Origin of the sequence: Burkholderia sp. LK4 (genome assembly GCF_001043615.1) — a bacterium.
In the GTDB taxonomy this organism is placed as follows: Bacteria; Pseudomonadota; Gammaproteobacteria; order Burkholderiales; family Burkholderiaceae; genus Burkholderia; species Burkholderia cepacia.
Genome location: NZ_LDUL01000030.1, coordinates 115310 through 139402 on the forward strand (window position 1 = coordinate 115310; position 24093 = coordinate 139402).

A 24093-nucleotide genomic window follows, 5' to 3' on the forward strand; every position below is an offset into this window, starting at 1 on the left:
AGTCGCAACCGCTTTGCTACCGCTTCGCAACCGTTTCGACGGAGGGGTCATGACGCAATCGCCGGTGGTCGAGATGACCGGCATCGACAAGTCATTTCCGGGTGTCAGCGCGCTGCAGCGCGTGGACTTCCGGTTGTTTCCCGGCGAGATCCATGCGCTGATGGGCCAGAACGGCGCGGGCAAGTCGACGCTGATCAACGTGCTCACCGGCGTGCATGCGCACGACGCGGGCGAGATTCGCGTCGGCGGCCGGCCCGTGCGCTTCGCCGCGCCGCGCGAAGCCGAGGCGGCCGGGATCCAGACGCTTTACCAGGAAGTGAACCTGTGCACGAACCTGTCGGTCGCCGAGAACATCTTCGCGGGCCGTCAGCCGATGCGGCGCGGTGCGATCGACTGGAACGCGATCCATGCGCGTGCGCGCGCGGCGCTCGCGGAACTCGACCTGTCGCTCGACGTCACGCGCTCGCTCGACGCGTACCCGATCGCCGTGCAGCAGATGGTCGCGATCGCGCGCGCCGTTTCCGTCGACGCGCGCGTGCTGATCCTCGACGAGCCGACGTCGAGCCTCGACGACGGCGAGGTCGCGCGGCTGTTCGACGTGCTGCGCCGGCTGAAGGCGTCGGGCATCGCGATCCTGTTCGTCACGCATTTCCTTGAGCAGACCTATGCGGTGTCCGATCGGATCACCGTGATGCGCAACGGCGAGCGCGAAGGCGAGTACCTGGCGCGCGACCTGCCGGTCGACGCACTGGTCGCGAAGATGACCGGCCGCGAGCGGATGTCCGATACGCTGCAGGCGGGTGCCGCGGCCGCCGTGCGCACCGCGGGCGACGCCGCGCCGTTCCTGTCGATGCAGCAGGTCGGCCGGCGCGGGATGATGAGCGCGCTCGATCTCGACGTGCGGCCCGGCGAGATCGTCGGGCTGGCCGGGCTGCTCGGCTCGGGGCGTACCGAAACCGCGCAGCTCGCGTTCGCCGCGGAGCGCCCGGACACCGGCGCGATCGAGATCGACGGCACGCGCACGCGGCTCGCGTCGCCGCACGACGCGGTGCGGCACGGCATCGCGTACTGCCCGGAAGACCGCAAGAAGGAGGGTATCGTCGCCGCGCTGTCGATCCGCGAGAACATCATCCTCGCGCTGCAGGCGCGGCGCGGCTGGTGGCGGCTGATCGGGCGCGCGCGCCAGCGCGAGATCGCCGAGTCGTATATCGCCCGGCTCGGCATCAAGGCGCGCGACGCGGAGCAGCCGATCGGCCTGCTGTCGGGCGGCAACCAGCAGAAGGTGCTGCTCGCGCGCTGGCTCGCGACGGACCCGAAGCTGCTGATTCTCGACGAACCGACGCGCGGGATCGACGTCGCCGCGAAGTTCGACATCATGGAGCGCGTGCTCGCGCTGTGCAAGACCGGGCTCGCGATCCTGTTCATCTCGTCGGAGATCGGCGAGGTCGTGCGCGTGAGCCACCGGATCGCGGTGCTGCGCGACCGTCGCAAGGTCGCCGAGCTGAGCGGCGCCGATGCATCCGAGGAGCAGGTGTACCGTCTGATCGCGGGAGGCCAGTCATGACGCCACTGCGCACGCTGTTTCGTCATTCGCTCGCGTGGCCGGTGCTGACGCTCGCGCTGCTGTTCGCGCTCGATGTCGCGCATCGTCCGGGTTTCCTGTCGATCGCGCTGCTCGACGGCCACCTGTTCGGCGCACCGGTCGACATCCTGAACCGCGCGGCGCCGCTCGTGATCGTGTCGCTCGGGATGACGCTCGTGATCGCGACGCGCGGGATCGACATCTCGGTCGGCGCGATCGTCGCGATCGCCGGCGCGGCCGCGGCGATCGTGCTCGACGGCGATCCGTCGCGGGTCGGTGCCGCGCTGGCCGCCGCGCTCGGCGTCGGCTTGCTCGCGGGCGCCTGGAACGGGCTGCTCGTCGCGTTCGTCGGGATGCAGCCGATCATCGCGACGCTGATCCTGATGGTGGCCGGCCGTGGCGTCGCGCAGCTGCTGACGGGCGGCCAGATCATCCCGATCGGTGCGCCCGGCTATCTCGCGCTCGGCGGCGGGTATCTCGCGACCGTGCCGTGCGCGGTGTGGATCGCCATCGCGACGATCGCCGCGACCGCGCTGCTGGTGAACCGCACGGCGCTCGGGCTGTTCATACGCGCGATCGGCGTGAATCCGGTCGCGACGCGGCTCGTCGGGCTGCGCGCGGGTGCGGTCGTGTTCGGCGTGTATCTGTGTTCGGGCGTGATGGCGGCGCTCGCCGGCATCCTCGCGAGTTCGAACGTGCGCAGCGCCGACGGCAACAACGCCGGGCTGCTGCTCGAACTCGATGCGATCCTCGCGGTGACGCTCGGCGGCACGTCGCTGCTCGGCGGCCGCTTCAGCCTCGCCGGCTCGGTGCTCGGCGCGCTGATCATCCAGACGCTCACCTACACGACCTATTCGATCGGCGTGCCGCCGGAGGCGACGCTCGTCGTCAAGGCGGTCGTCGTGATCGTCGTGACGCTGATCCAGTCGGAGGCGGCGCGCGCGCTGGTCGTCCGGCATGCGTCGCGGCTGCTGCCTTCCGCGCGTTCGCGCGCCACCACCGGAGCGACGCCCCGATGACCCGATTCCTTGGCCGGCTCGCCGACCCGCGCACGCTGCCGATCGTCGTGACGATCCTGCTGTTCGTCGCGCTGTTCGGTTTCGGATCCGTGATGTACACGGGCTTCTTCTCGATGCAGGTGCTCACCGGGCTGCTCGTCGACAACGCGTTCCTGCTGATCGTCGCGATCGGGATGACGTTCGTGATCGTGTCGGGCGGGATCGACCTGTCGGTCGGCTCGGTCGTTGCGCTGACAACGATCTTCTGCGCGGTCGGCGCCGAGCGGCTGCATTGGCCGGTGTGGGTCATCGTGCCGCTCGTGCTGGCGTTCGGCGCGCTGTACGGCGCGGCGATGGGCGCGCTGATCCATTACTTCCGGCTGCAGCCGTTCATCGTGACGCTCGCGGGAATGTTTCTCGCGCGCGGCGCGTGCTTCCTGATCACGACGCAGTCGATCACGATCAACGAGCCGACGTTTCATGCGATCGCGGGCATCAGCGTGCCGGTCGGCGGCGGCACGCTGAGCGCGGGCGCGCTGATCGCGCTCGCGACGCTGGCCGCCGCGATCTACGTCGCGCATTTCACGCGGTTCGGCCGCAACGTGTATGCGGTCGGCGGCAACGAACGTTCGGCGCTGCTGATGGGCTTGCCGGTCGCGCGCACGAAGATCGGCGTCTACGCGCTGAGCGGCTTCTGCTCGGCGCTCGGCGGCGTGGTGTTCACGCTGTACGTGCTGTCGGGCTACGGGCTGCAGGCGCAGGGGATGGAGCTCGACGCGATCGCCGCGACCGTGATCGGCGGCACGCTGCTCACGGGCGGCGTGGGTTACGTGATCGGTTCGGTGTTCGGGGTCGGCATCCTCGGCACGATCCAGGTGCTGATCACGTTCGACGGCACGTTGAGCTCGTGGTGGACGCGGATCGTGATCGGCGCGCTGCTGTGCGTGTTCTGCGTGCTGCAGCGGGTGATCGAGCGGCATGCCGCGCGGCGGCGCACCGGCGGCACGGGGCTGGGCGAGCGGCCGCGGCCGGCCGACGCCGCATCGGCACGGCCGGCCGGCGCGGGCGAGGATGCGGCGCTCGTGTCGACGATGCGGCGCGCGTAGGGGGATCACACCGGCGATCGCACCGGGGATCGCACTGCGCGTGCGGTGCAGCGGAACGGAATCGACCGGGCAACGGCGCGCGACGTAGCCGCGCCGTCGCCGTGCACCGCGTCAGGCGCGAACGCCGACGCGGTACTGCGTGGTCTGTCGATAGACGGCACCCGGTTGGACGATGACGGCGTCGCGCAGGCCGTCCATGTTGACCTGATCCGGAAAGCCGCCGGCTTCGACGCACAGCGCGGCGTGTCGCGCGCAGCGCGTGCCGCCGCTCACGCGCAGGCCGTCCAGGTAGTTGCCCGTATAGAGTTGCAGGCCGCGCTGATCCGTCGACACGAGCAGCTCGCGTCCGCTTTCCGGGTCGTAGATCGCCGCGACGGGCCTGAGTGCGTGCGCGCCGTCGCGCAGCACGAAACAGTGGTCGAACCCGCGCGCCCGCGCGAGCTGCGCGTGCGGCCAGTCGAGGCGCGCGCCGAGCGGCGCGCTGTGCCGGAAGTCGAACGCGGTGCCGGTCACGTCGGCGGTGCCGGTCGGGATCAGCGCGTCGTCGACTTCGAGGAACGCGTCGGCGTCGATGCTCAGCACGTGGCCGCGCACGTCGCCGCCCGCGCGGCCGCTGAGGTTGAAATAGCTGTGATTCGTCAGGTTGAGCGGCGTGGGCGCGTCGGTGACGCCGGTGTAGTCGATCGTCAGCGTGCCGTCGTCGTCGAGCGCATAACGCACCTGCACGCTCACGTTGCCCGGAAAACCCGCGTCGCCTTCCGGCGAATCGAGTTGCAGCGTCAACCCGCCGCAGTCGTCGACGACGGCCCAGCGCTGGCGGTGAAAGCCGTTCGCGCCGCCGTGCAGCAGATTGCCGCGCTCGTTGCGGTCGAGCCGGTAGTCGACGCCGTCGAGCGTGAAGCGCGCGCCGGCGATCCGGTTCGCCCAGCGGCCGACCGTCGCGCCGAGGTAGGCGCCCGATTCGACGTATTCGGCGGGCGTGTCGTGCGCGAGCACGATATCGGCGAAGCGTCCGGTGCGGTCGGGCGCGAGCCACGACACGACGGTCGCGCCGAGGTCGCTGACGACGACGCGCATCCCGTGCGCGTTACGCAGCGTGTAGCGCCGCACCGCGTCGCCGTCGGGCAGCGTGCCCCACGGTTCGGAAGGGACGCGTGCGACGCCGGGCGCCGGGCGGGGAGAGTCGGTATCGATATGCATGGGTGGATTCGATGGGTAGGGCCGGCTTCAGTGCGCGGCGATCGTGCGTTCCTGGTATTCGCGCGGCGTGCATCCGAGCTCGCGGCGGAATACCGCGTACATGTACTGAAGCGACGTGAAGCCGCAGCGGATCGCGACTTCGGCGCTCGACGCCTGCCGGCCGGCAAGCAGCGCCTGCGCCGCTTCGAGCTTGTGGCGCAGGATTTCCTGGTGCACGGTGCGCTGCAGTTCGCGCCGGAAGTGTTCCTCGAGCAGCGAGCGCGACACGCCGACGTAGTCGGCGACCTGTTCCGTCTTGATGCCCTGGCACGCGTACTGGCGAATGAAGTGGCGCGCGCGCATCACGTAGGGGCTCGTGAGCGGCTGGTGGCGTGTCGATTCGAGCACGTTGATCCCGACGGGCGGCACGAGAATGCGCCGGTCGGGAAAACGCACGCCGCGCAGCATCTGGTGCAGCAGGTGCGCGGCGGTCCGGCCCATTTCCTCGGTGCCCTGGATCACGGACGACAGCGGGATGCGCGTCAGCGTGCGCGTGAGCGGATCGTTGTCGATGCCGATGATCGCGACCTGTTCGGGCACCGCGAGGCCGGCGATCAGGCAGGCCTGCAGCAGGTGCCGCGCGCGCGCGTCGGTCACCGCGATGATGCCGACGGGTTTCGGCAGCGCATGCAGCCAGCCGATCAGCTGCTCGATCGCGTGATTCCATGCCGATGCGCTCGTCGACAGCCCGCGGTAGATCGGCGCGTCGAGGCCGTCCGCGCGCGCGAGCCGGTCGAATGCCAGCTCGCGCTGCTGCGCCCAGCGGTTCTGCTGCGCGTCGGGCAGGCTGTACATCGCGAAGTGCGCGAGCCCGGCGCCGATCAGGTGCGTGTAAGCGAGCGACACGAGTTTCGCGTTGTCGGTCGCGATATACGGCACGCCGTCCGGATACTGCGCGGGATCCTCGTAGGACGAGCCGAGCGCGACGACCGGCAGCGGCGAGCCGGCGAGCGCGTCGGCGACGGCCGGATCGTCGAAGTCGGCAATGATGCCGTCGCCGTCGAAATGCTCGATGCCGGCGAGCCGGCAGCGGAAGTCGTCCTCGAGGAACAGGTCCCACACCACGCGCGTCGAGCGCAGGTACTGGCCGATGCCGCTGATGATCTCGCGGTCGTAGACCTTGTTGGCGTTGAACAGCAGCGCGATGCGGTGCGGTGTCTGGCTGGAAGGGGCGCGGGTCATCTCGGTCTCGAGGCGCGTGCCGTGCGGGGCGTCGCGCCGTTGTCTCCGGGGGCGCGGACGGTGCCGCGCGCTGGTCTGGTGTCCGGCGATTGTAGGACGGAACGCGTGCGTTGCGCAGCGCGCTGGCAAGAATCGTTAAGCATGCTGCGCAATTTCGCAATTGCGGGGGCGGGGGCGCGCGGGCACGATCCAGCCAGACCGAATTCGGCCCGCACGCCAACGCGCCGCGCGCCGCACTGCAACAAGAAACCGGACGGAGACGCCATGTCGTATTTCGAACAGATTCCCGCGATTCGCTACGAAGGTCCGCAATCGGACAACCCGCTTGCCTACCGCCATTACGACCGCACGAAGCAGGTGCTCGGCAAGACGCTCGAGGAACACTTGCGCATCGCGGTGTGCTACTGGCATACGTTCGTGTGGCCGGGGCACGACATGTTCGGCCAGGGCGCGTTCCGGCGGCCGTGGCAGCAGCCGGGCGATCCGCTCGAGCGGGCGCGGCAGAAGGCGGATGCGGCGTTCGAGTTCTTCACGAAGCTCGGCACGCCGTTCTATACGTTCCACGACACCGACGTCGCGCCGGAAGGCGACAGCCTGCGCGAGTACGTCGAGAACTTCGCGCGAATGACGGATTACCTGGGCGAGCGTCAGCAGGCCACCGGCGTGCGGCTGCTGTGGGGTACCGCGAACCTGTTCTCGCATCCGCGCTTCGCGGCGGGCGCGGCGACCAACCCGAATCCCGACGTGTTCGCGTGGGCGGCGACCCAGGTGCGCCACGCGCTCGACGCCACGCACCGGCTCGGCGGCGAGAACTACGTACTGTGGGGCGGCCGCGAAGGCTACGAGACGCTGCTCAATACCGATCTCGTGCGCGAGCGCGAGCAGTTCGCACGCTTCCTGTCGATGGTCGTCGAGCACAAGCACCGGATCGGCTTCAAGGGCGCGCTGCTGATCGAGCCGAAGCCGCAGGAGCCGACCAAGCACCAGTACGACTATGACGTCGCGACCGTGCACGGTTTCCTCACGCAATTCGGATTGCAGAACGAGATCCGCGTGAACATCGAGGCGAACCACGCGACGCTCGCCGGCCATTCGTTCCATCACGAGATCGCGAACGCGTTCGCGCTCGGCGTGTTCGGCAGCGTCGATGCGAATCGCGGCGATCCGCAGAACGGCTGGGACACCGACCAGTTCCCGAACAGCGTCGAGGAGCTGACCCTCGCGTTCTACGAGATCCTGCGCCACGGCGGCTTCACCACCGGCGGCATGAACTTCGACGCGAAGGTGCGGCGCCAGAGCGTCGATCCGGAAGACCTGTTCCACGGCCACGTGGGCGCGATCGACGTGCTCGCGCTCGCGCTCGAGCGCGCCGCCGTGCTGGTCGCGAACGACCGGCTCGACGCGCTGCGCCGGCAGCGCTACGCGCAGTGGGACAGCGCGTTCGGCCGCGAGATCCTGTCGGGCGGCTACACGCTGGAATCGCTCGCCGCCGACGCGCTCGCGCGCGGCGTGAACCCGCAGCATGCGAGCGGCGGGCAGGAGCGGCTCGAGAACATAGTGAACCAGGCCATCTACGGGCTGCGCTGACACCATGTACATCGGAGTCGACCTCGGTACGTCGGGCGTGAAGGCCGTGCTGCTCGACCGCGACGGCGCGGTGCGGGCCAGCGCGAGCCGGCCGCTGGCGGTGAGCCGGCCGCGGCCGCGCTGGTCCGAACAGGCGCCGCGCGACTGGTGGGACGCGGCGTGCGGCGCGCTGGCGGCGCTCGTCGCCGATGCACGCGCGGCCGGCATCGATCCGCGCGCCATCGATGCGCTCGGCCTGACCGGGCAGATGCACGGCGCGACGCTGCTCGATGCGCGCGGCGACGTGCTGCGCCCCGCGATCCTGTGGAACGACGGCCGCGCGGATGCGGAGTGCGCGGAACTCGAGCGGCTCGCGCCCACGCTGCGCGCCGTCGCCGGCAATCTCGCGATGCCGGGTTTTACCGCGCCGAAGCTGCTGTGGGTGCGCCGGCACGAGCCGGACGTATTCGCGCGGATCGCCCATGTGCTGCTGCCGAAGGATTATCTGCGCTACCGGTTGACCGGCGCGTTCGCGACCGATCCGTCGGATGCGGCCGGCACGCTGTGGCTCGATGTCGCGAAGCGCGATTACGACGACACGCTGCTCGCCGCATGCGGGTTGTCGCGCGCGCAGATGCCCGCCGTGTTCGAGGGCAACCGCATCACCGGCACGCTGCTGCCGGCCGTTGCACGCGCGCTCGGGTTGCGCGAGATCCCGGTCGTCGCGGGTGGCGGCGACAACGCGGCCGGCGCGGTGGGTGTCGGGATCGTGCGGCCCGGCGATGCACTGTTGTCGCTCGGTACGTCGGGCGTCTACTTCGCGGTGTCGGACGGTTTCCGCGCGAATCCGGAATCGGCGGTTCACAGTTTCTGTCACGCGTTGCCGCGCACCTGGCACCTGATGTCGGTGATGCTGAACGCGGCCGGCTGCGTCGATTTCACCGCGCAACTGGCTGGCTACGACGGCGTTGCCGCGCTGCTCGCCGACGCGGAAGCGAACGCACGCGCGGAGCGCCCGTGGTTCCTGCCTTACCTGAGCGGTGAGCGCACGCCGCACAACGACGTGAATGCGAAGGGCGTGTTCTACGGGATGACGCCCGATACGCGGCGCGCGGATCTCGCGAACGCGACGCTCGAAGGCGTCGGCTTCGCGCTGCTCGACGGGATCGACGCGCTGCATGCGGCCGGGCTCGCGCCCGACGGCATCACGGTGATCGGCGGCGGCTCGCGCAGCGCGTACTGGACGCAGATGCTGGCCGACCTGAGCGGCCGCGCGCTGACCTTGCGCGCGGGCGGCGAAGTCGGCCCGGCGCTCGGCGCCGCGCGGCTCGCGCATCTCGCGCTCGAACCGGATGCGCCGCTCGACGCGGTGTGCCCGCAGCCGCCCGTCGTCGCGGTGCGGGAGCCCGACATGGCGCGCCACGCGTGGTATCGCGACGCGCGGCGGCCGACGTTTCGCGCGCTGTATCGGGCGCTCGAACCGGTGTTTGCGACAGGCGCGTGACGGGCGCGTGGCACGCCGCACGAAGCCGTGCCGCGCGGTGGCAAGACGATGGGCGACCGGCTTCGGCGGCTGCCCGGCGTTCGTGGAGTAGTCCAATAAAGAGAGGAATGGAGACATGAAATCCGTGAAACGTCGTACGGTATTGAGCTCGCTTGCCGGCGCCGCTGCGCTGGCGATCCTGACACTGGGCGCACCGCTCGCGCATGCGAGCAAGGACAAGCCTGAAATCGGCTTCTGCATCGACGACCTGCGCGTCGAGCGCTGGTCGCGCGACCGCGACTATTTCGTGGCGGCCGCGACGAAGCTCGGCGCGAAGGTGTCCGTGCAGTCCGCGGACGCGAGCGAGGAGCGGCAGATCTCGCAGATCGAGAACCTGATCTCGCGCGGCGTGGACGTGATCGTGATCGTCCCGTTCAACTCGAAGACGCTCGGCAACGTGGTCGCCGAAGCGCGCAAGGCCGGCATCAAGGTGGTGTCGTACGACCGGCTGATCCTCGACGCCGACGTCGATGCCTACATCTCGTTCGACAACGAGAAGGTCGGCGAACTGCAGGCGCAGGGTGTCGTCGACGCGAAGCCGAAGGGCAACTATTTCCTGCTCGGCGGCGCGCCGACCGACAACAACGCGAAGATGCTGCGCGAAGGGCAGCTGAAGGTGCTGAAGCCGGCGATCGATCGCGGCGACATCAAGGTCGTCGGCCAGCAGTGGGTGCCGGAGTGGAGCGCGTCGACCGCGCTGCGGATCGTCGAGGATGCGCTGACCGCGAACAACAACAAGATCGACGCGATCGTCGCGTCGAACGACGGCACCGCGGGCGGCGCGATCCAGGCGCTCGCCGCGCAGCACCTGGCCGGCAAGGTGCCGGTGTCCGGGCAGGACGCGGATCTCGCGGCGGTCAAGCGCGTGATCGCCGGCACGCAGACGATGACCGTCTACAAGCCGCTCAAGCTGATCGCGAGCGAAGCGGCGAAACTCGCGGTGGATCTCGCGAAGGGCACGAAACCGGCGTTCAACGCGCAATACGACAACGGCAAGAAGAAGGTCGACACGGTGCTGCTGCAGCCGACGCTGTTGACCAAGCGCAACGTCGACGTCGTCGTGAAGGACGGCTTCTATACCCAGGCGCAGCTGGCGAGCCAGTAACGGCGCGGCGCGCGGGCGGCCCACCGGTGCGTCCGCGCGCACACTGCGAGGCATGAGCGAATGACCGAACCCTTGCTGACGATGCGCGGCATCGTCAAGGAATTCGACGGCGTGAAGGCGCTCGACGGCATCGACCTGGTGGTGCGGCCCGGCGAGTGCGTGGGGCTGTGCGGCGAGAACGGCGCGGGCAAATCGACGCTGATGAAAGTGTTGTCGGGCGTGTATCCGCACGGCACGTGGGAGGGCGAGATCCGCTGGGAGGGCGCGCCGCTCGTCGCGTCCGGCGTGCGCGACACCGAGCGCGCGGGCATCGTGATCATCCACCAGGAACTGATGCTCGTGCCCGAGCTGTCGGTGGCCGAGAACATCTTTCTCGGCAACGAGATCACGCTGCCGGGCGGGCGCATGAACTATGCGGCGATGGTGCAGCGTGCCGAGGCACTGCTGCACGAACTGCGGATCGACTCGATCAACGTCGCGCAGCCGGTGATGAACTACGGCGGCGGCCACCAGCAGCTGATCGAGATCGCGAAGGCGCTGAACAAGCGCGCGAAGCTGCTGATTCTCGACGAACCTTCGTCGTCGCTGAGCGCGTCCGAAACGCGCATCCTGCTCGACATCGTGCGCGACCTGAAGCGCCGCGGCGTCGCGTGCGTGTACATCTCGCACAAGCTCGACGAGGTCGAGGCGGTGTGCGACACGGTGACGATGATCCGCGACGGCCGCCATGTCGCGACCGAGCCGATGCGCGCGCTGACGACCGACCGGATCATCGCGATGATGGTCGGCCGCGAGATTCGCGATTTGTACCCGCGCGAGCCGCACGAGATCGGCGACGTCGTGCTGGAAGCGCGCCACGTCACCTGCCGCGACGTGACGAACCCGCGCCGCAAGCGGGTGGACGACGTGTCGTTCAGCGTGCGGCGCGGCGAGATCCTCGGCGTCGCCGGGCTCGTCGGCGCGGGCCGGACCGAGCTGATGCAGGCGATCTTCGGCGCGTATCCGGGCGCGAGCACGGCGACTGTGCTGATGAACGGCCGGCCGCTGTCGATCCGCACGCCCGCCGATGCGATCCGCGCCGGTATCGCGATGGTGCCCGAGGACCGCAAGCGCCACGGCATCGTGCCGCAGCTCGGTGTCGGCCACAACATCACGCTGACGGTGCTGCGGCGCTTCGCGGCGCGCGGCCGGATCGACGCGGCCGCCGAGCTGGACGCGATCCGCACCGAGATGCAGCGGCTGTCGGTGCGTGCCGCGCATCCGTTCCTGCCGATCGCGAGCCTGTCCGGCGGCAACCAGCAGAAGGCCGTGCTCGCGAAGATGCTGCTGGCCGAGCCGCAGGTGCTGATTCTCGACGAGCCGACACGCGGCGTCGACGTGGGCGCGAAAGCGGAGATCTACCGCCTCGTGTTCGCGCTCGCGAAGCGCGGCGTCGCGCTGATCGTCGTGTCGTCGGAAATGCCCGAGGTGCTCGGGCTCGCCGATCGCGTGCTGGTGATCGGCGAAGGCGAGCTGCGCGGCGACTTCGTCAACGACGGCCTCACACAGGAACAGATCCTCGGCGCCGCGCTGAAATCCGGCCGGCTGCCGACCGAACCCATTGCAGCGAGTGCGACATGAATTCCGAACTTTCTTCCTCGACCCCGGCGACGCAGGACGCGGATGCGCGCCGTTCAAGCGGCCACGAAGCAGGGCAACCGGCCGGGCGCTCGACCGGCAGCCAGCTTCGCCAGGTCTTCGTGCGCTACAAGATCCTCGCGCTGCTGCTCGCGGTCGCGGCGATCTGGGCATTCTTCTCGGTGCTGACCGACGGCGCGTTCGTCACGCCGCGCAACGTGTCGAACCTGCTGCGGCAGATGTCGATCACAGGGATGCTTGCGTGCGGGATGGTGTTCGTGATCATCGCGGGCGAGATCGACCTGTCGGTCGGCTCGCTGCTCGGGCTGCTCGGCGGCGTCGCGGCGATCCTCGACGTGAACCGCCATTGGCCCGTCGCCGCGACGGTCCCGGCGGTGCTCGCGCTCGGCGTGCTGATCGGGCTTTTCAACGGTTGGTGGTCGACCTACCGGCGCGTGCCGTCGTTCATCGTCGGGCTCGGCGGGATGCTCGCGTTTCGCGGGATCCTGCTCGGCGTGACGGGTGGCTCGACGATCGCCCCGGTGTCCGACGGCTTCGTGTTCCTCGGGCAGGGCTACCTGCCGCGCGTGGCCGGCGACGGCCTCGCGCTGCTGCTGTTCGCGCTCGTCGCGCTGCTGGTCGTGCGCCAGCGCGGCACGCGGCGCCGCTACCGGCTCGCGGTCGCGCCGCTGTGGCAGGACGCCGTCAAGATCGTGGGCGCGGGGGCCGTGCTGTTCGCGTTCGTCGCGACGCTCGACCGCTACGGCGGCATCCCGGTACCGGTGCTGTTGCTGCTCGCGCTGCTCGGCGTGTTCTCGTGGATCGCGACGCAGACCGTGTTCGGCCGGCGCATTTATGCGGTGGGCTCGAATCTCGAGGCGACGCGGCTGTCCGGCGTCGATACCGACCGCGTGAAGCTCGCGATCTTCGCGCTGATGGGCTTGATGTGCGCGTTCGCGGGCATCGTGAACACCGCGCGGCTCGCGGCCGGTTCGCCGTCGGCGGGCACGATGGGCGAACTCGACGCGATCGCCGCGTGCTTCATCGGCGGCACGTCGATGCGCGGCGGCTCGGGCACCGTGTACGGCGCGCTGATCGGCGCGCTGGTGATGGCGAGCCTCGACAACGGCATGTCGATGCTCGACGTCGACGCGTACTGGCAGATGATCGTCAAGGGCGCGGTGCTGGTGCTGGCGGTGTGGATCGACGTGGTGTCGCGGTCGAACCGGCGGTGAAGCGTCGTGCGCTGGCCGCCCGTCAACGAGAGGTGGACATGAAACGGAACACGGTACCGATGCGCGGGATCTCCATGCTGACGGCGTCGCCGCTCGCGGCGCCGGCCGTCGAATACGATCGCGGGGCCGCGCTCGGCCTCGGCGATCCGCGCGACCGCCGGATCATCGCGGATGCGCTGCGCACGCTGTTGCGCGAGCGCTCGGAAGCGCTCGCGTTCGCGATGCGCGTGGCGGACGAGCATGATCGTCCAAGGCCGGACGCGAACGATTTCGCGCTGACCGACATCATCCGGCTCGCTCGCATCGTCGAGCGCGCGGAGCGATACGGCGATGCGATGAACGAGCCCGTTCCGGGCGCTGCACGCTGATACGTGAATGGCCTGGCCTCGCCGGCGCGCCGTTTGTGCGAGGTTGTGCGAGGTTGCGCGAGGTTGCGTGTCGACCGAACAATTTCGCACTGGAAATCGGTTGAAGCGGGCGTCGACACGATCCGTGATCATGGCCCGGCTCGCTTCGCCGTCGCGGCGGTTCGCGGCGGCGAAACCTCCCGAATGCGCGCGGCGACCGTTACGGCAGCGGTGCACCCCACACCGCGCTCACGTCGCCGCCGAGCCGCCATTCGCTGAACGGGCGGCGCGGCGCGATGATCGCCGGCAGGCGGCGATCGTGAAAACGTGCGTAGTACGGCTCGACCCAGCTCAGCTCGTCGCGGAACGTCCACGGAAACAGGTCCTGCCTGACCGGCGTGATCGTCCTGAAACTGTCGGGATTTTCCACCGCGTCGATCACGAGGTTGGCGAGGCGGCCGATCGCGCCGCCGTTCTCGCGGTACAGGTCGATCTTGCGCCGTTGCACGAGTTCCGCCGCGAACACGAGCGGCAGCAGCGCGAAGGTGTGATAGTGCAGCGCGCGGTTGCCGCGCTTGACCTCCCGCGCGAGCGAACCGTCGGCGCCGATGTCGCGGATGCCTTCGCGTACCCGCAGCAGGCCGGAATCGATCAGGCTCGCGTTGTCGGTCACGGTGCCGATGGCGATCAGGTCGAGGCCCGCCCAGTACACGAGGTTGTTGTGCAGGTGGTTGATTGCTTCCGAATCGCGCGTGGCGATCGCGATGCGTTCGAGCCACGGGTCGATTGCGTTGAACTGCGCGCGGTTCGCTTCGCGCATGCCGCGCGGCATGCGCAGGATCACCATCGCGAAGTCGGTGCCGGCCCACGAACGCTCGTCATACCCTTGATAACCGGTGATCTTGCCCATCAGTGCATCCGCTTGCGCCCAGCTGTCGAGCAGGGTCAGCGCGCACGACCAGTCGGCGTGTTCCGCCGCCGCGTTCAGCTTCGCGATGAAATCGCGCATCGGCTTCACGTCGCGCGCATAACCGGTCGGGTCGTCGTAATAGCCGGGCGGATCGATTGTCCGCACCGGCGCGGGCACGTCGCATGCGCGGCTGGCGGACGCGGCGCCGAGCAGCGCGCCGACGGTGAACAACGCGACCGATAGCCTTCGGAAAGAAATGACGCGCATGCGGTCCTCGAGGGGGCGGGTTGGGGGCGTCGAGCCGGAGGCAGTCTAGCGCTTCGATCTTTCAGCGGCCTTTCCTGATGGCGGCCGTTGCCGGCCGGCGCGATGTCCTGCCCGATCCGGCAGGCCGGCGGCGCGGGTCCCGGCGTCGTATGCTTTACGTTATCCTGTCGCCCTCGACCGCCTGCCCGATCCGATGAAGCGTCCGCCGTTTTCCACTCAACTCGTCATGCTCTGGGCGCTCGTCGCGACGCTCTGCGCGACGCTCGTCGCGGTTGTCTGGGTGATGGCCAGTTCCGCCGAAGGGCAGCAGATCGCCGGCGCGCGGGCCGCGGGTGAAGCGGCCTGCGAAGCGGTCGCGTCGCGCTACGATGCGTCCGCCGCGCAGGCCGGCGCGCAGCCCGATTCGGCACTGATGCATGCGATCCTCGATATCGTCCTGGCGCGCGCGCCGGACATGGAAGGCGGTTTCTGGACGGCCGGCGGCGCACCCGCGGCGAGCGGTTTTCTTGCGTATTCCTTTCCGACTTATCAAGGCAGCGGCATCAAGCGCGACGTGCCGGACGCGGAAACGCCGCTGATTCTCCGCACGCTGCGCGCGGCCGCCGCGACGCGTGCCACGGCGTCGAATGCGGTCGAGGGCGCGCAGGATGCCGTGATCGCGGCGGCGTGTCCGGTCCGCGCCGGGTCGGGCCTGTTCGTCTGGATGCTGACGCGCGCCCGCCCACCGCTCGGCCGGCACGGCGAGCTGCTGGCGACGGGCCTTGCGGGCGTGCTCGCGGTGATTCTCGCGATCGCGGCGGCGCTCGCCATCGCGCTGCGGCGCTGGAAGGGCAATCTCGCGCGGATCGAAGCCGGGTTGGCGCCCGACGGCCGCGCGCCGCAGCTGCCGTATGTCGGCGAGCCCGATCTCGACCGGATCATCGATGCGTTCAACGCGCATGCACGGCGCGCCGAGCAACTGCAACAGCAGGCCGCCGAACTCCGCACGCGGCTCGCACAGGCGGAACGCTTCGGGATGCTCGGCAAACTGGCCGCGCAGGTCGCGCACGAGATTCGCAACCCGATGGGCGCGATGCGGCTGAAAGCCGAAAACGCGCTGGCCGGCGACAGCCGACGGCAGCAGGACGCGCTGCGCGTGATCCTGGCGCAGATCGAACGCATCGATGCGCAACTGTCGGGCCTGCTCGCGCTGACGCAGCCGGTCAGCCCGCATGCGACGCGCGTCGACGTCGACGCGTGGCTCGCGCAGGTCGTCGACACGCACCGCGAGCTCGCGCAGCGGCAGGCGATCGATCTCGCATGGCTGCCCGGCGAGCAGGGCGAACGCCTTGCGCAGCCCGCCGCGTTCCCGATGTTCGATCCCGACCAGATGCGTCGCGCGCTCGACAACCTGTTGCTCAACGCGCTGCGCCATGCCGGCGACGGCGGTGCGGTCACGCTCGCCGCCGCGCGTCGCACGTTCGGCGGACGCGACTGGCTGCGGATCACCGTGTCGGATACCGGCCCCGGGGTTCCCGCCGAACAGCGCGAGCGGATTTTCGAGCCGTTCGTGACGGGGCGGGCGGACGGCACCGGCCTCGGTCTTGCCGTCGTCCGCGAAGTGGCCGCGGCGCATGGCGGCCAGGCCTGGCTCGACGACGTTCCGCACGGCGCATCCTTCGTCATTGAAATCCCATGGCAACCATCCTCATAGTCGACGACGACGCGGCATTTCGCGACGGCCTGGCCGAGACGCTCGCCGATCTCGGTCATCGGGTCGTCGAAGCCGGAGCGGGGCGCGCGGCGTTGAGCGCGCTGCGCGACGGCGGCCGCGTCGACTGCATCTTTCTGGATTTCCGCTTGCCGGACCTGGACGGGCTCGCGGTGCTCGCGCAACTGCGCGACGATCCGGCGCTGGCCGCGATCCCTGTCGTGATGCTGACCGCGCATGCGACCAGCGACAACACGATCGACGCGATGCGGCTCGGCGCGTTCGATCACCTGACCAAGCCGATCGGGCGTCGCGACATCGCGCAACTGCTCGCGCGCATCGTTTCCGCGAACGCGCCGCCGGCGGCCGTCGAGCCGCACGATGGCGGGTTTGCGCGCGAACCCGCATCGGCCCGCCCCCGGCTGCTGGGCGTGAGCGCCGCGATGCGCGACGTGCAGAAGCAGATCGGCCGGGCCGCGACGAGCGACGCGACCGTGCTCGTCACCGGCGAGACGGGCACCGGCAAGGAAGTGGCGGCGCGCGTGCTGCATGCCGCGTCGATGCGGCATGCCGGGCCGTTCGTCGCGGTCAACTGCGCGGCGATTCCGGCCGACCTGCTCGAAAGCGAACTGTTCGGGCATCGACGCGGCGCATTTACGGGGGCGCACGTCGATCGCCCCGGGCGGCTCGTCGAGGCCGACGGCGGCACGCTGTTTCTCGACGAGATCGGCGACATGCCCACCGCCATGCAGGCCAAGCTGTTGCGCGCGCTGCAGGAGCGCGAGGTGACGCCGCTCGGTGCGGATCGTCCGACGGCGATCGACATCCGGGTCGTGGCCGCGACGCACCGCGATCTCGCCGAGGCCGTCGCGAACGGCACGTTTCGCGAAGACCTGTTCTACCGGCTGAACGTGATTCCGCTGCACCTGCCGCCGCTCGCGGATCGCGTGGCCGACATCCTGCCGCTGGCCGCGCATTTCCTGGCATGCGCGGCAGGCGCGCGCCCGTTGCACCTGACGAACGACGCACAGCGGGCGTTGCTCGATCATCGCTGGCCCGGCAACGTGCGTGAGCTGCGCAACGTGATGGAGCGGGCGGCCGCGCTGGCGCCCGGGCCGGCCATCGGCGCGGCCGATCTCGGGCTCGGCGTCGTGCCGGGGCTTGCGTCCGGCGGCGACACGCTCGCGCTGCCTGCGCCGCTGTTCGACATGCCGTTGCCCGACGCGCTGGCGGCGGTCGAGCGCGCCGCGATCCTGCGCGCGCTCGAGCGCGCGAACGGCAATCGCGCGGAGGCGGCACGGCAGCTCGGCATCGGCCGTCAGTCGCTCTATGCGCGCATGGCCCATCTGGGTATCGAGCGCGACGAGTAGCGGCGCCATGACGCCTGTCGGGATTCCCGACAACGGCGGGTAATACGTGTCGGGAATCCCGACACGTGTTGCACGGTTCATCGTTCGATACACGGCCCGGCGGGCATATGCGTGCTGGCACGCGTGTTGCAGATATCACGGCATCGCAACCCGTTGCCGGAGCCCGCCATGAAGTCGACCCCACGCACCGCGCGTTCGCGGCCGCCGCGCCGCGTCGCCGTTCGCCGCAGCTGTGCCGGACTGTGTGCCGCCGCGCTGATCGCCGCGGCGACCGCCTGCGCCGCACAGATTCCACCCCCGCCGCGTGCGGACGAACCGCCCGGTGCGCCGCCGCGCGCCGGTTTCGAACCGGCTTCTCTTCCGCCGCCGCCGCAGTCGCCCGTCGCCTCCGACACACTCGTGTCCGGCACGCTTTCGCGCCTGACGATCAACCCGGAAGGCGCGGTCGACGGTTTCGTGCTGACCGACGGTACGCTCGTCGGCGTGCCGCCGCATCTCGGCACGCAGCTGATCGCGCTCGCGCGGCCGGGCGACCGGGTAACGGTGGCCGGCGAACGTCGCGTCGGCGATGACATCCACGCGCGCGTCGTGCGCAACGACCGCAGCGGCGCATCGTTGTCCGACCAGCCGCCGCCATCCGCCGCACCGATGCCGCCCGCGCTGCGCGGCGTCAATCTGGCCCGCCTCAGCGTGTCGGGTGTCGTGCGGCGCGTCACGCGCGCACCACGCGGCGAGCCGGACGGCGTGATGCTCGACAGCGGCGCGATCGTCAAGCTGACGGTGCCGGCCGCCCAGCAGTTCGGCGCGCTGCTCGTACCCGGCGCGCGCGTTGCCGCGGTCGGATACGGCACGCGCAATGCCTACGGCGAAGCGCTGCAGGCCACCGCATTCGGCTCGCCGGGCCGCGTCGTGAATCTTTATGACGACGTCGTGCGCTGATCGCGCGTCGTCTTCCCGCCATCCCACAAGGAGTCCTGCCATGCATTGGATCGATCCCGCCTGCCTGCCCGAAACGCGCGGCCGCGTCACACAGTTCCTGCTCAACCCGCACGGGGACATCGACGGCCTGATCCTGAACGGCGACCTGCAGGTTCACGTGCCGCCGCACCTGGGCCGCGAACTGGTTCGCCATGTCGAGGTGGGCGACCGCATTCGCGTGCGCGGCGTCAAGTCGCGCGGCGCCGCGATGATCGTGGCGGTGCAGCTGACCGGGCGCCACGGCGTCGACATCGTCGACAACGGGCCCGTGCCCGGTGCGCCGAAGCCGCCGCATGGCGGCCGCAAGCTGATGGAGATGAGCGGCGAAGTCGCGTTCGCGCTGCACGGCCCGAAAGGAGAGCTGAACGGCGCGTTGCTGACGAACGGTGTCGTGCTGCGGATGCCGCCGCATGCGGCAGCCGAGCTGAGCGACTATCTGCGCGCCGGTATCCACGTCATGGCGTGGGGGCAAGGCGTCGTCACGCGGTACGGCGCGGTGCTCGAAGTGAGCGAGATCGCCGAGCTCGTCGATGCGGACGACGAATGACTGCCCGTCGACGATGAGAGCGGCGCGCGCGCTCGAGGCGCTCAATTTCTTCCTGGCCGACGTGCAGGCCGGCATCGGCCCGTTCGTCGGCGTGATCCTGCTGTCGCGCGGCTGGAGTGCCGACGCGATCGGCTCGGTCATGACGCTGGCCGGGCTCGCCGCGATGGCCGCGACGCCGCCGGCCGGCGCGCTCGTCGATGCGCTACGCGCGAAGCGCGCGCTGATCGTCACGGCCACCGCCGTGACGGCGCTGGCCTCGCTCGCGCTGATGTTCGCCGACGGTTATCCGGCGGTGGCGGCGTCGCAAATCCTGGCCGCCGTCGGCGGCGCGGCGCTGGCGCCGGCCGTCGCGGGCGTGACGCTCGGCATCGCGCACCGGCAGGGTTTCGACCGGCAGTTCGGCCGCAACCAGATGGCGAACCATGCGGGCAACGTGGTCGGTGCGGCGCTCGCCGGATGGCTCGGCTGGCATGCGGGCTTCGACGCGGTGTTCGCGCTCGTCGCCGTGTTCACGCTCCTCGCGATCGCGAGTACGTTGGCGATTCCCGCGCGGGCCATCGACCACGCGTGCGCACGCGGCCTCGACAGGGACCCTGTCGAGCCGCGCACGCATGCCGTGCGCGATGATCCGCCCATGGGCGCGGCGGCGCCGCACGCCGGCGGCTTGCGCACGCTCGCCTCGAACCGGCCGCTGGTCCTGCTCGGCGCGTCGCTCGCGCTGTTTCATCTCGGCAACGCGGCGATGCTGCCGCTCTACGGAATGGGCGTGGTCGCCACGCATCGCAGCAACGCGAGCATGTTCACCGCGCAAACCATCGTCATCGCGCAGCTCGTGATGATCGCGGCCGCGTGGGTCGCGCCCCGGCTGATTCGCGCTCACGGTTATTGGCGCGTGCTGCTGCTTTCCTACCTGGTGTTGCCGGTGCGGGGCGTGCTTGCCGCCGTGCTGATGAGCGAGGCGGGCGTCTGGCCAGTGCAGGTGCTCGACGGCATCGGTGCCGGCCTGCAAAGCGTCGTCGTGCCGGCGCTCGTCGTGCGCCTGCTGCACGGCTCCGGCCGCGTGAACGCCGGGCAGGGCGCCGTCGCGACCGCGCAGGGGATCGGCGCGGCGCTCAGTCCCGTGCTGGGCGGCGTGCTCGCGCAGCACTTCGGTTATCCGGTCGCATTCGTCGTGCTGGGCGCCGTGTCGACGGGCGCGCTCGCGCTCTGGCTCGGTCACGCGCGAGCGCTGAGCAGCGTGTGCGGCAAGCCGGCCGACCTGCCGGCCGCGTCGTCCTGAATGTGCTTTCCTTCTCCCTGCGATTCCCGACCTGCCCATGAATTCCGTTTCACTTGCATGGCTGATTTCCGCGCTCGCCACGGCGGGCGTCATCGCACGCCCGTTCGGCTGGCCCGAGGCAACCTGGGCCGTGAGCGGCGCGTTGCTGCTGGTCGTGTGCGGCCTGTTGCCCGTGCATCCGGCGCTCGATGCCGTCGCGAAGGGCGGCGACGTGTACCTGTTCCTGACCGGCATGATGCTGCTGTCCGAGGTCGCGCGGCGCGAAGGGCTGTTCGACTGGGTCGCGACGCGCGTCGTCAATCTCGCGCAGGGTTCGCCCCGGCGCCTGTTCGCGCTCGTCTACCTGGTGGGCACCGTGACGACGGTCTTCCTGTCGAACGATGCGACCGCCGTCGTGCTGACGCCCGCGGTCATCGCGGCCGCGCGCCGGGCGAAGGCCGATCCGCTGCCGCTGCTGTACATCTGCGCGTTCGTCGCGAACGCGGCGAGTTTCGTGCTGCCGATCTCGAACCCCGCGAATCTCGTGCTGTACGGCGCGCGCATGCCGTCGCTCGGCGTATGGCTCGCCCACTTCGCGATCCCGTCCGTCGCATCGATCGCATGCACGTTCCTGATGCTTCGGATGACCCAGCGGCACGCGCTCGGCGGCCGTTGCGAATCCGGTTTGCCGACCCGGCCGCTCACCGGCGGCGGGCGTATCGCGCTGGCCGGCATCGCGATCACGGCCGCCGCGCTGATGACGGTGTCGGCGCTCGATCTTCCGCTCGGGTTGCCGACCGCGGCGGCGGGGATCGTCACCGTCGCATGCGTGCTGGTCAAGGATCGGACCGCGTGCATGCCGATCGTTCGCGCGATTTCATGGAGCGTGTTGCCGCTCGTCGCGGGGCTGTTCGTACTCGTCGAGGCGCTCGACCGGAGCGGTGCGGTGCGTGCGCTCGCCGGGCTGCTGCGCGCGCTGACGGCAAGCGGCGAGCAGACCGCCGCGGCCGTAGCCGGCGTTGCGATCGCGCTGGCGTCGAACCTGGTCAACAACCTGCCTGCCGGGCTCATCGCGAGTTCGACGGTCGACGCCGCGCGCAGCCCGCAAACGGTGATCGACGCGATCCTGATCGGCGTCGACCTGGGGCCGAACCTGTCCGTCACCGGATCGCTCGCGACGATTCTGTGGCTCGCGGCCATCCGGCGCGAAGGGTTGCAGGTCGGGTTCGGCGCGTTCCTCGCGGTCGGCGCGTGCGTGATGTTGCCGGCCTTGCTGCTCGCGCTGGCGGCGCGGCTCGTGCTCGGCGCGTGAAGCGCATGAAGCACGGCGCCGGCCGGCCAACCCCCGCTAGAACGTATACGCGAGCGACGCGAACAGGCTGCGCGGCGCGCCCGGCGTGACCCACAGGCTGTTGTAGGAGCTGACGTAGGTGGTGCGATTGAACAGGTTGTTCAGCACGACCGACGCACGCAGGTGCTTGTTGACCTGCACATAGCCGTTCAGCTGCACGGTCGCATAGGCCGGCAGCTCGAACCCGTCCTGCGTGTTCGCGGTATTGCCGGCCCGGCGCCCGACGTAGATCAGGCCGGCGCCGGCACCGGCCTTGTCCGCGAACGGTACCGCGGTTTCGTACAGGAGCAGCGCGCTGCCGCTCAGGCGCGGAATGTCGACGAGGCGTGCGCCGGGTGTCAGCACCGCGTCGTGCGTGACTTCGGCGTCGACATACGCAAGGTTGACGAGGCCGCGCACGCCGTGGCCGAGATCGCCGTTCCATTCGAATTCGACGCCGCGGCTGCGCACCTCGCCGGCCGCGCGCGAGAAACCGGCGTTCGCCGGATCGGCGGTCAGCACGTTGCGCTTGGTCACGTAGAACGCCGCGACGGTCGCGAGCCAGCGCGCGCCGGCCCATTTCGCGCCGGCTTCGTAGCCGTGCCCCTTCTCCGGATCGAACGCGCGGCCGTCGACGTCGGCGCCGTTGTTCGGCCGGAACGAATACGCGGTGTTCGCATAGAGCGACAGGGCGGGGCTCATCTCGTACACGATGCCGATACGCGGACTCAATGCGGTCTGCACCTGGCTGCTCGTCGTGCCTTTCAGGCGGTTCTCGACCGACTGGTGGAAGCGATCCCAGCGCAGCCCGGCGAGGATTTTCCAGTGCGGCCCGAACGCGAGCGTGTCCTGCGCGTAGAGCCCCTGGCCGTCGTCGCGCTCGAGCAGGTTGGTCGCGGTGCGCGGCGTGGGCGCCGGCTGGCCGTAGACGGGATCGAAGATGTCGATCGCATACGGCGCGGCGGCCGTGGGCGTCGAGCGCGCGACGAACTGGTCGTAGTTGAAGCGGTACGCATCGACACCCAGCACGAGCGTGTGGCCGATGCCGCCGGTGCTGAACTTGCCGGCCGTTTCGATGCGGCCCTGCAGGTCGTTCGAATGAAACGCGACTTGCCGGTAGCGGCGCCACAGCGTGCGGCCGTCCGGCTGCAGCGCGAACGCCTCGGACGAGCGGCCGGACAGGTCGGTGGTGCGCTGCGCGAACCCGGCGTTGACCGACCAGTTCGCATCGACGCGATGCTCGAGCGTGAACTGATGGCCCGTGTTGCGCACGTCGTAGTCGCCGTCGCGCGGCTCGCCGAGGAAACGCGACGCGGGGATCGCTCCAAGCTGGCCGTTGACCGCGAGCACGCCGCGATCGAGCGGCGCGCGCTGGCGCGCACTCTCGAATTCGTAATGAAGCGTCGTGTCGGCGCCGATGTCCCACGTGAACGACGGTGCGAACAGGTAGCGTTTGCTCGACACGGTATCGCGGAAGCTGCCGTTGTTCTCGTTCATTGCAACGAAGCGGTATGCGAGCGACTTCGTCACGGGGCCGGTCGAATCGAGCGTCTCGCGCAACGCGCCGTAGCTGCCGGCCGACACGCCGATGGTGTTCGCGCGAGCGAACTGCGGCTGCTTCGTCGTATAGCTGATGATCCCGCCCGGATCGCCGCGGCCGTACAGCGCGGACGCCGGCCCCTTGAGCACTTCCATGCGCTCGAGGTTGACGGTGTCGCGCGGCACGCTGATCCCGCGATTCCACGAAAAGCCGTTGACCAGGTAGTCGGTGCCGGACGTGTTGCCGTCGCCGGCGAAGCCGCGCACCGCGTAGTTGTCCCACAGGCCGCCGAAGTTGTTCTGGCGCGATACGCCCGCGACCCAGTCGTAAAGATCGTCGCCGCGCGTGGCGGCCACGGTCTGGATCAGCTTCGTGTCGACGCTGCTGACCGCGAACGGGATCTCCATCACGTCCGCGTCGCCGCGCGTCGCGCTCGTCGAGTCACGTGTGCGAAACGGCGCGCTCGCGCGCTGCCCCGAGATCTCGATGGTGGGCAGCGTCGCCTCCTGCGCGTCGGCCGCGCCCACGCCGGTCGCGCCGACGACGATGGCCATCGGTGCGGCCGCCCAGTTCCTCCTGCTCATACCTCTCCCTTTCGTGTCGTTCGCGTTCGGGCACGGCGGGCGGCCTTGCGCCGACATCGGTGTTCCAAACAGTACATTTGCGCGGCAATTTAATGCAAA

General features: G+C 69.9%; 19 protein-coding genes. 15 read left to right on the top strand and 4 right to left on the bottom strand.

Going from position 1 to position 24093, the window contains the following annotated elements; genetic code table 11:
- The first annotated feature begins 49 nt into the window (after positions 1 to 49).
- From VK92_RS16365 to yjfF, 3 genes are read left to right on the top strand one after another with little or no spacing between them, the layout of a single operon-like run.
- Positions 50 to 1564, top strand: coding sequence for a sugar ABC transporter ATP-binding protein (locus VK92_RS16365; protein WP_048027437.1), 1515 nt, complete (start codon positions 50 to 52; stop codon positions 1562 to 1564).
- Positions 1561 to 2601 carry an ABC transporter permease gene (locus VK92_RS16370; RefSeq protein WP_048027436.1) on the top strand — a complete coding sequence of 347 codons (1041 nt, stop codon included), beginning with the start codon at positions 1561 to 1563 and terminating at the stop codon, positions 2599 to 2601. The genes VK92_RS16365 and VK92_RS16370 overlap by 4 nt, the downstream gene beginning before the upstream one ends.
- Complete coding sequence (gene yjfF / locus VK92_RS16375) at positions 2598 to 3686, top strand: galactofuranose ABC transporter, permease protein YjfF (protein ID WP_048027435.1); 1089 nt, start codon at positions 2598 to 2600, stop codon at positions 3684 to 3686. The genes VK92_RS16370 and yjfF overlap by 4 nt, the downstream gene beginning before the upstream one ends.
- A gap of 111 nt (positions 3687 to 3797) precedes the next feature.
- On the opposite strand, the gene VK92_RS16380 is transcribed toward yjfF, so the two are convergent.
- Complete coding sequence (locus VK92_RS16380) at positions 3798 to 4886, bottom strand: aldose epimerase family protein (protein WP_048027434.1); 1089 nt, start codon at positions 4884 to 4886, stop codon at positions 3798 to 3800.
- A 27-nt stretch (positions 4887 to 4913) separates the two neighbouring features.
- The gene (locus VK92_RS16385; RefSeq protein WP_021164181.1) at positions 4914 to 6107 is read right to left on the bottom strand and encodes a XylR family transcriptional regulator; all 1194 of its coding nucleotides are present in this window, start codon (positions 6105 to 6107) and stop codon (positions 4914 to 4916) included.
- 264 nt (positions 6108 to 6371) lie between these two features.
- Between VK92_RS16385 and xylA the strand changes: the two genes are divergently transcribed.
- The 6 genes from xylA (at position 6372) to VK92_RS16415 (ending at position 13541) form a co-directional block, all read left to right on the top strand.
- Positions 6372 to 7694: a xylose isomerase gene (gene xylA / locus VK92_RS16390; protein WP_048027433.1), complete on the top strand. Its 1323-nt coding sequence runs from the start codon at positions 6372 to 6374 to the stop codon at positions 7692 to 7694.
- Positions 7695 to 7698: 4 nt separating this feature from the next.
- Positions 7699 to 9177 (top strand): xylulokinase, encoded by a 1479-nt coding sequence (xylB, locus tag VK92_RS16395; protein ID WP_048027431.1) that lies wholly within the window; start codon positions 7699 to 7701, stop codon positions 9175 to 9177.
- Positions 9178 to 9292: 115 nt separating this feature from the next.
- Positions 9293 to 10321 carry a D-xylose ABC transporter substrate-binding protein gene (xylF, locus tag VK92_RS16400; protein ID WP_021163238.1) on the top strand — a complete coding sequence of 343 codons (1029 nt, stop codon included), beginning with the start codon at positions 9293 to 9295 and terminating at the stop codon, positions 10319 to 10321.
- A 60-nt stretch (positions 10322 to 10381) separates the two neighbouring features.
- Positions 10382 to 11941, top strand: a complete 1560-nt coding sequence (xylG, locus tag VK92_RS16405) for a D-xylose ABC transporter ATP-binding protein (RefSeq protein ID WP_048027430.1) — start codon at positions 10382 to 10384, stop codon at positions 11939 to 11941.
- Positions 11938 to 13173, top strand: coding sequence for a sugar ABC transporter permease (locus VK92_RS16410; RefSeq protein ID WP_021163236.1), 1236 nt, complete (start codon positions 11938 to 11940; stop codon positions 13171 to 13173). The genes xylG and VK92_RS16410 overlap by 4 nt, the downstream gene beginning before the upstream one ends.
- 38 nt (positions 13174 to 13211) lie before the next feature.
- Positions 13212 to 13541, top strand: a complete 330-nt coding sequence (locus tag VK92_RS16415) for a hypothetical protein (RefSeq protein WP_021163235.1) — start codon at positions 13212 to 13214, stop codon at positions 13539 to 13541.
- 199 nt (positions 13542 to 13740) lie between these two features.
- Here VK92_RS16415 and VK92_RS16420 read toward each other — a convergent pair whose 3' ends face one another.
- Positions 13741 to 14697 carry a mannuronate-specific alginate lyase gene (locus tag VK92_RS16420; RefSeq protein WP_048027426.1) on the bottom strand — a complete coding sequence of 319 codons (957 nt, stop codon included), beginning with the start codon at positions 14695 to 14697 and terminating at the stop codon, positions 13741 to 13743.
- 193 nt (positions 14698 to 14890) lie between these two features.
- On the opposite strand from VK92_RS16420, the gene VK92_RS16425 reads away from it, so the two are divergent.
- From VK92_RS16425 to VK92_RS16450, 6 genes are all read left to right on the top strand, one after another.
- Positions 14891 to 16390: a sensor histidine kinase gene (locus tag VK92_RS16425; protein ID WP_048027424.1), complete on the top strand. Its 1500-nt coding sequence runs from the start codon at positions 14891 to 14893 to the stop codon at positions 16388 to 16390.
- Entirely contained in the window at positions 16372 to 17757 is a 1386-nt protein-coding gene (locus VK92_RS16430; protein WP_048027423.1) for a sigma-54-dependent transcriptional regulator, read from the top strand. Before VK92_RS16425 ends, VK92_RS16430 begins: the two co-directional genes overlap by 19 nt.
- A 399-nt stretch (positions 17758 to 18156) precedes the next feature.
- Entirely contained in the window at positions 18157 to 18696 is a 540-nt protein-coding gene (locus tag VK92_RS16435) for a hypothetical protein (RefSeq protein WP_226193319.1), read from the top strand.
- 40 nt (positions 18697 to 18736) lie between these two features.
- The gene (locus VK92_RS16440) at positions 18737 to 19282 is read left to right on the top strand and encodes a hypothetical protein (RefSeq protein WP_048027420.1); all 546 of its coding nucleotides are present in this window, start codon (positions 18737 to 18739) and stop codon (positions 19280 to 19282) included.
- A 13-nt stretch (positions 19283 to 19295) separates the two neighbouring features.
- Positions 19296 to 20561: an MFS transporter gene (locus VK92_RS16445; protein ID WP_048027757.1), complete on the top strand. Its 1266-nt coding sequence runs from the start codon at positions 19296 to 19298 to the stop codon at positions 20559 to 20561.
- A 37-nt stretch (positions 20562 to 20598) separates the two neighbouring features.
- Entirely contained in the window at positions 20599 to 21852 is a 1254-nt protein-coding gene (locus tag VK92_RS16450; protein ID WP_048027419.1) for an arsenic transporter, read from the top strand.
- 36 nt (positions 21853 to 21888) lie between these two features.
- Here VK92_RS16450 and VK92_RS16455 read toward each other — a convergent pair whose 3' ends face one another.
- Entirely contained in the window at positions 21889 to 23994 is a 2106-nt protein-coding gene (locus tag VK92_RS16455) for a TonB-dependent siderophore receptor (protein WP_048027755.1), read from the bottom strand.
- Between the last annotated feature and the right edge of the window lie 99 nt (positions 23995 to 24093).

Coding starts and splice junctions, on each gene's coding strand:
- VK92_RS16410 (WP_021163236.1), top strand. CDS start 11,938: ATGAATTCCGAACTTTCTTCCTCGACCCCGGCGACGCAGGACGCGGAT.
- xylG (WP_048027430.1), top strand. CDS start 10,382: ATGACCGAACCCTTGCTGACGATGCGCGGCATCGTCAAGGAATTCGAC.
- xylF (WP_021163238.1), top strand. CDS start 9,293: ATGAAATCCGTGAAACGTCGTACGGTATTGAGCTCGCTTGCCGGCGCC.
- xylB (WP_048027431.1), top strand. CDS start 7,699: ATGTACATCGGAGTCGACCTCGGTACGTCGGGCGTGAAGGCCGTGCTG.
- VK92_RS16425 (WP_048027424.1), top strand. CDS start 14,891: ATGAAGCGTCCGCCGTTTTCCACTCAACTCGTCATGCTCTGGGCGCTC.
- VK92_RS16420 (WP_048027426.1), bottom strand. CDS start 14,697: ATGCGCGTCATTTCTTTCCGAAGGCTATCGGTCGCGTTGTTCACCGTC.
- VK92_RS16445 (WP_048027757.1), top strand. CDS start 19,296: ATGAGAGCGGCGCGCGCGCTCGAGGCGCTCAATTTCTTCCTGGCCGAC.
- VK92_RS16380 (WP_048027434.1), bottom strand. CDS start 4,886: ATGCATATCGATACCGACTCTCCCCGCCCGGCGCCCGGCGTCGCACGC.
- VK92_RS16440 (WP_048027420.1), top strand. CDS start 18,737: ATGCATTGGATCGATCCCGCCTGCCTGCCCGAAACGCGCGGCCGCGTC.
- VK92_RS16365 (WP_048027437.1), top strand. CDS start 50: ATGACGCAATCGCCGGTGGTCGAGATGACCGGCATCGACAAGTCATTT.
- VK92_RS16430 (WP_048027423.1), top strand. CDS start 16,372: ATGGCAACCATCCTCATAGTCGACGACGACGCGGCATTTCGCGACGGC.
- VK92_RS16450 (WP_048027419.1), top strand. CDS start 20,599: ATGAATTCCGTTTCACTTGCATGGCTGATTTCCGCGCTCGCCACGGCG.
- VK92_RS16385 (WP_021164181.1), bottom strand. CDS start 6,107: ATGACCCGCGCCCCTTCCAGCCAGACACCGCACCGCATCGCGCTGCTG.
- VK92_RS16415 (WP_021163235.1), top strand. CDS start 13,212: ATGAAACGGAACACGGTACCGATGCGCGGGATCTCCATGCTGACGGCG.
- yjfF (WP_048027435.1), top strand. CDS start 2,598: ATGACCCGATTCCTTGGCCGGCTCGCCGACCCGCGCACGCTGCCGATC.
- xylA (WP_048027433.1), top strand. CDS start 6,372: ATGTCGTATTTCGAACAGATTCCCGCGATTCGCTACGAAGGTCCGCAA.
- VK92_RS16370 (WP_048027436.1), top strand. CDS start 1,561: ATGACGCCACTGCGCACGCTGTTTCGTCATTCGCTCGCGTGGCCGGTG.
- VK92_RS16455 (WP_048027755.1), bottom strand. CDS start 23,994: ATGAGCAGGAGGAACTGGGCGGCCGCACCGATGGCCATCGTCGTCGGC.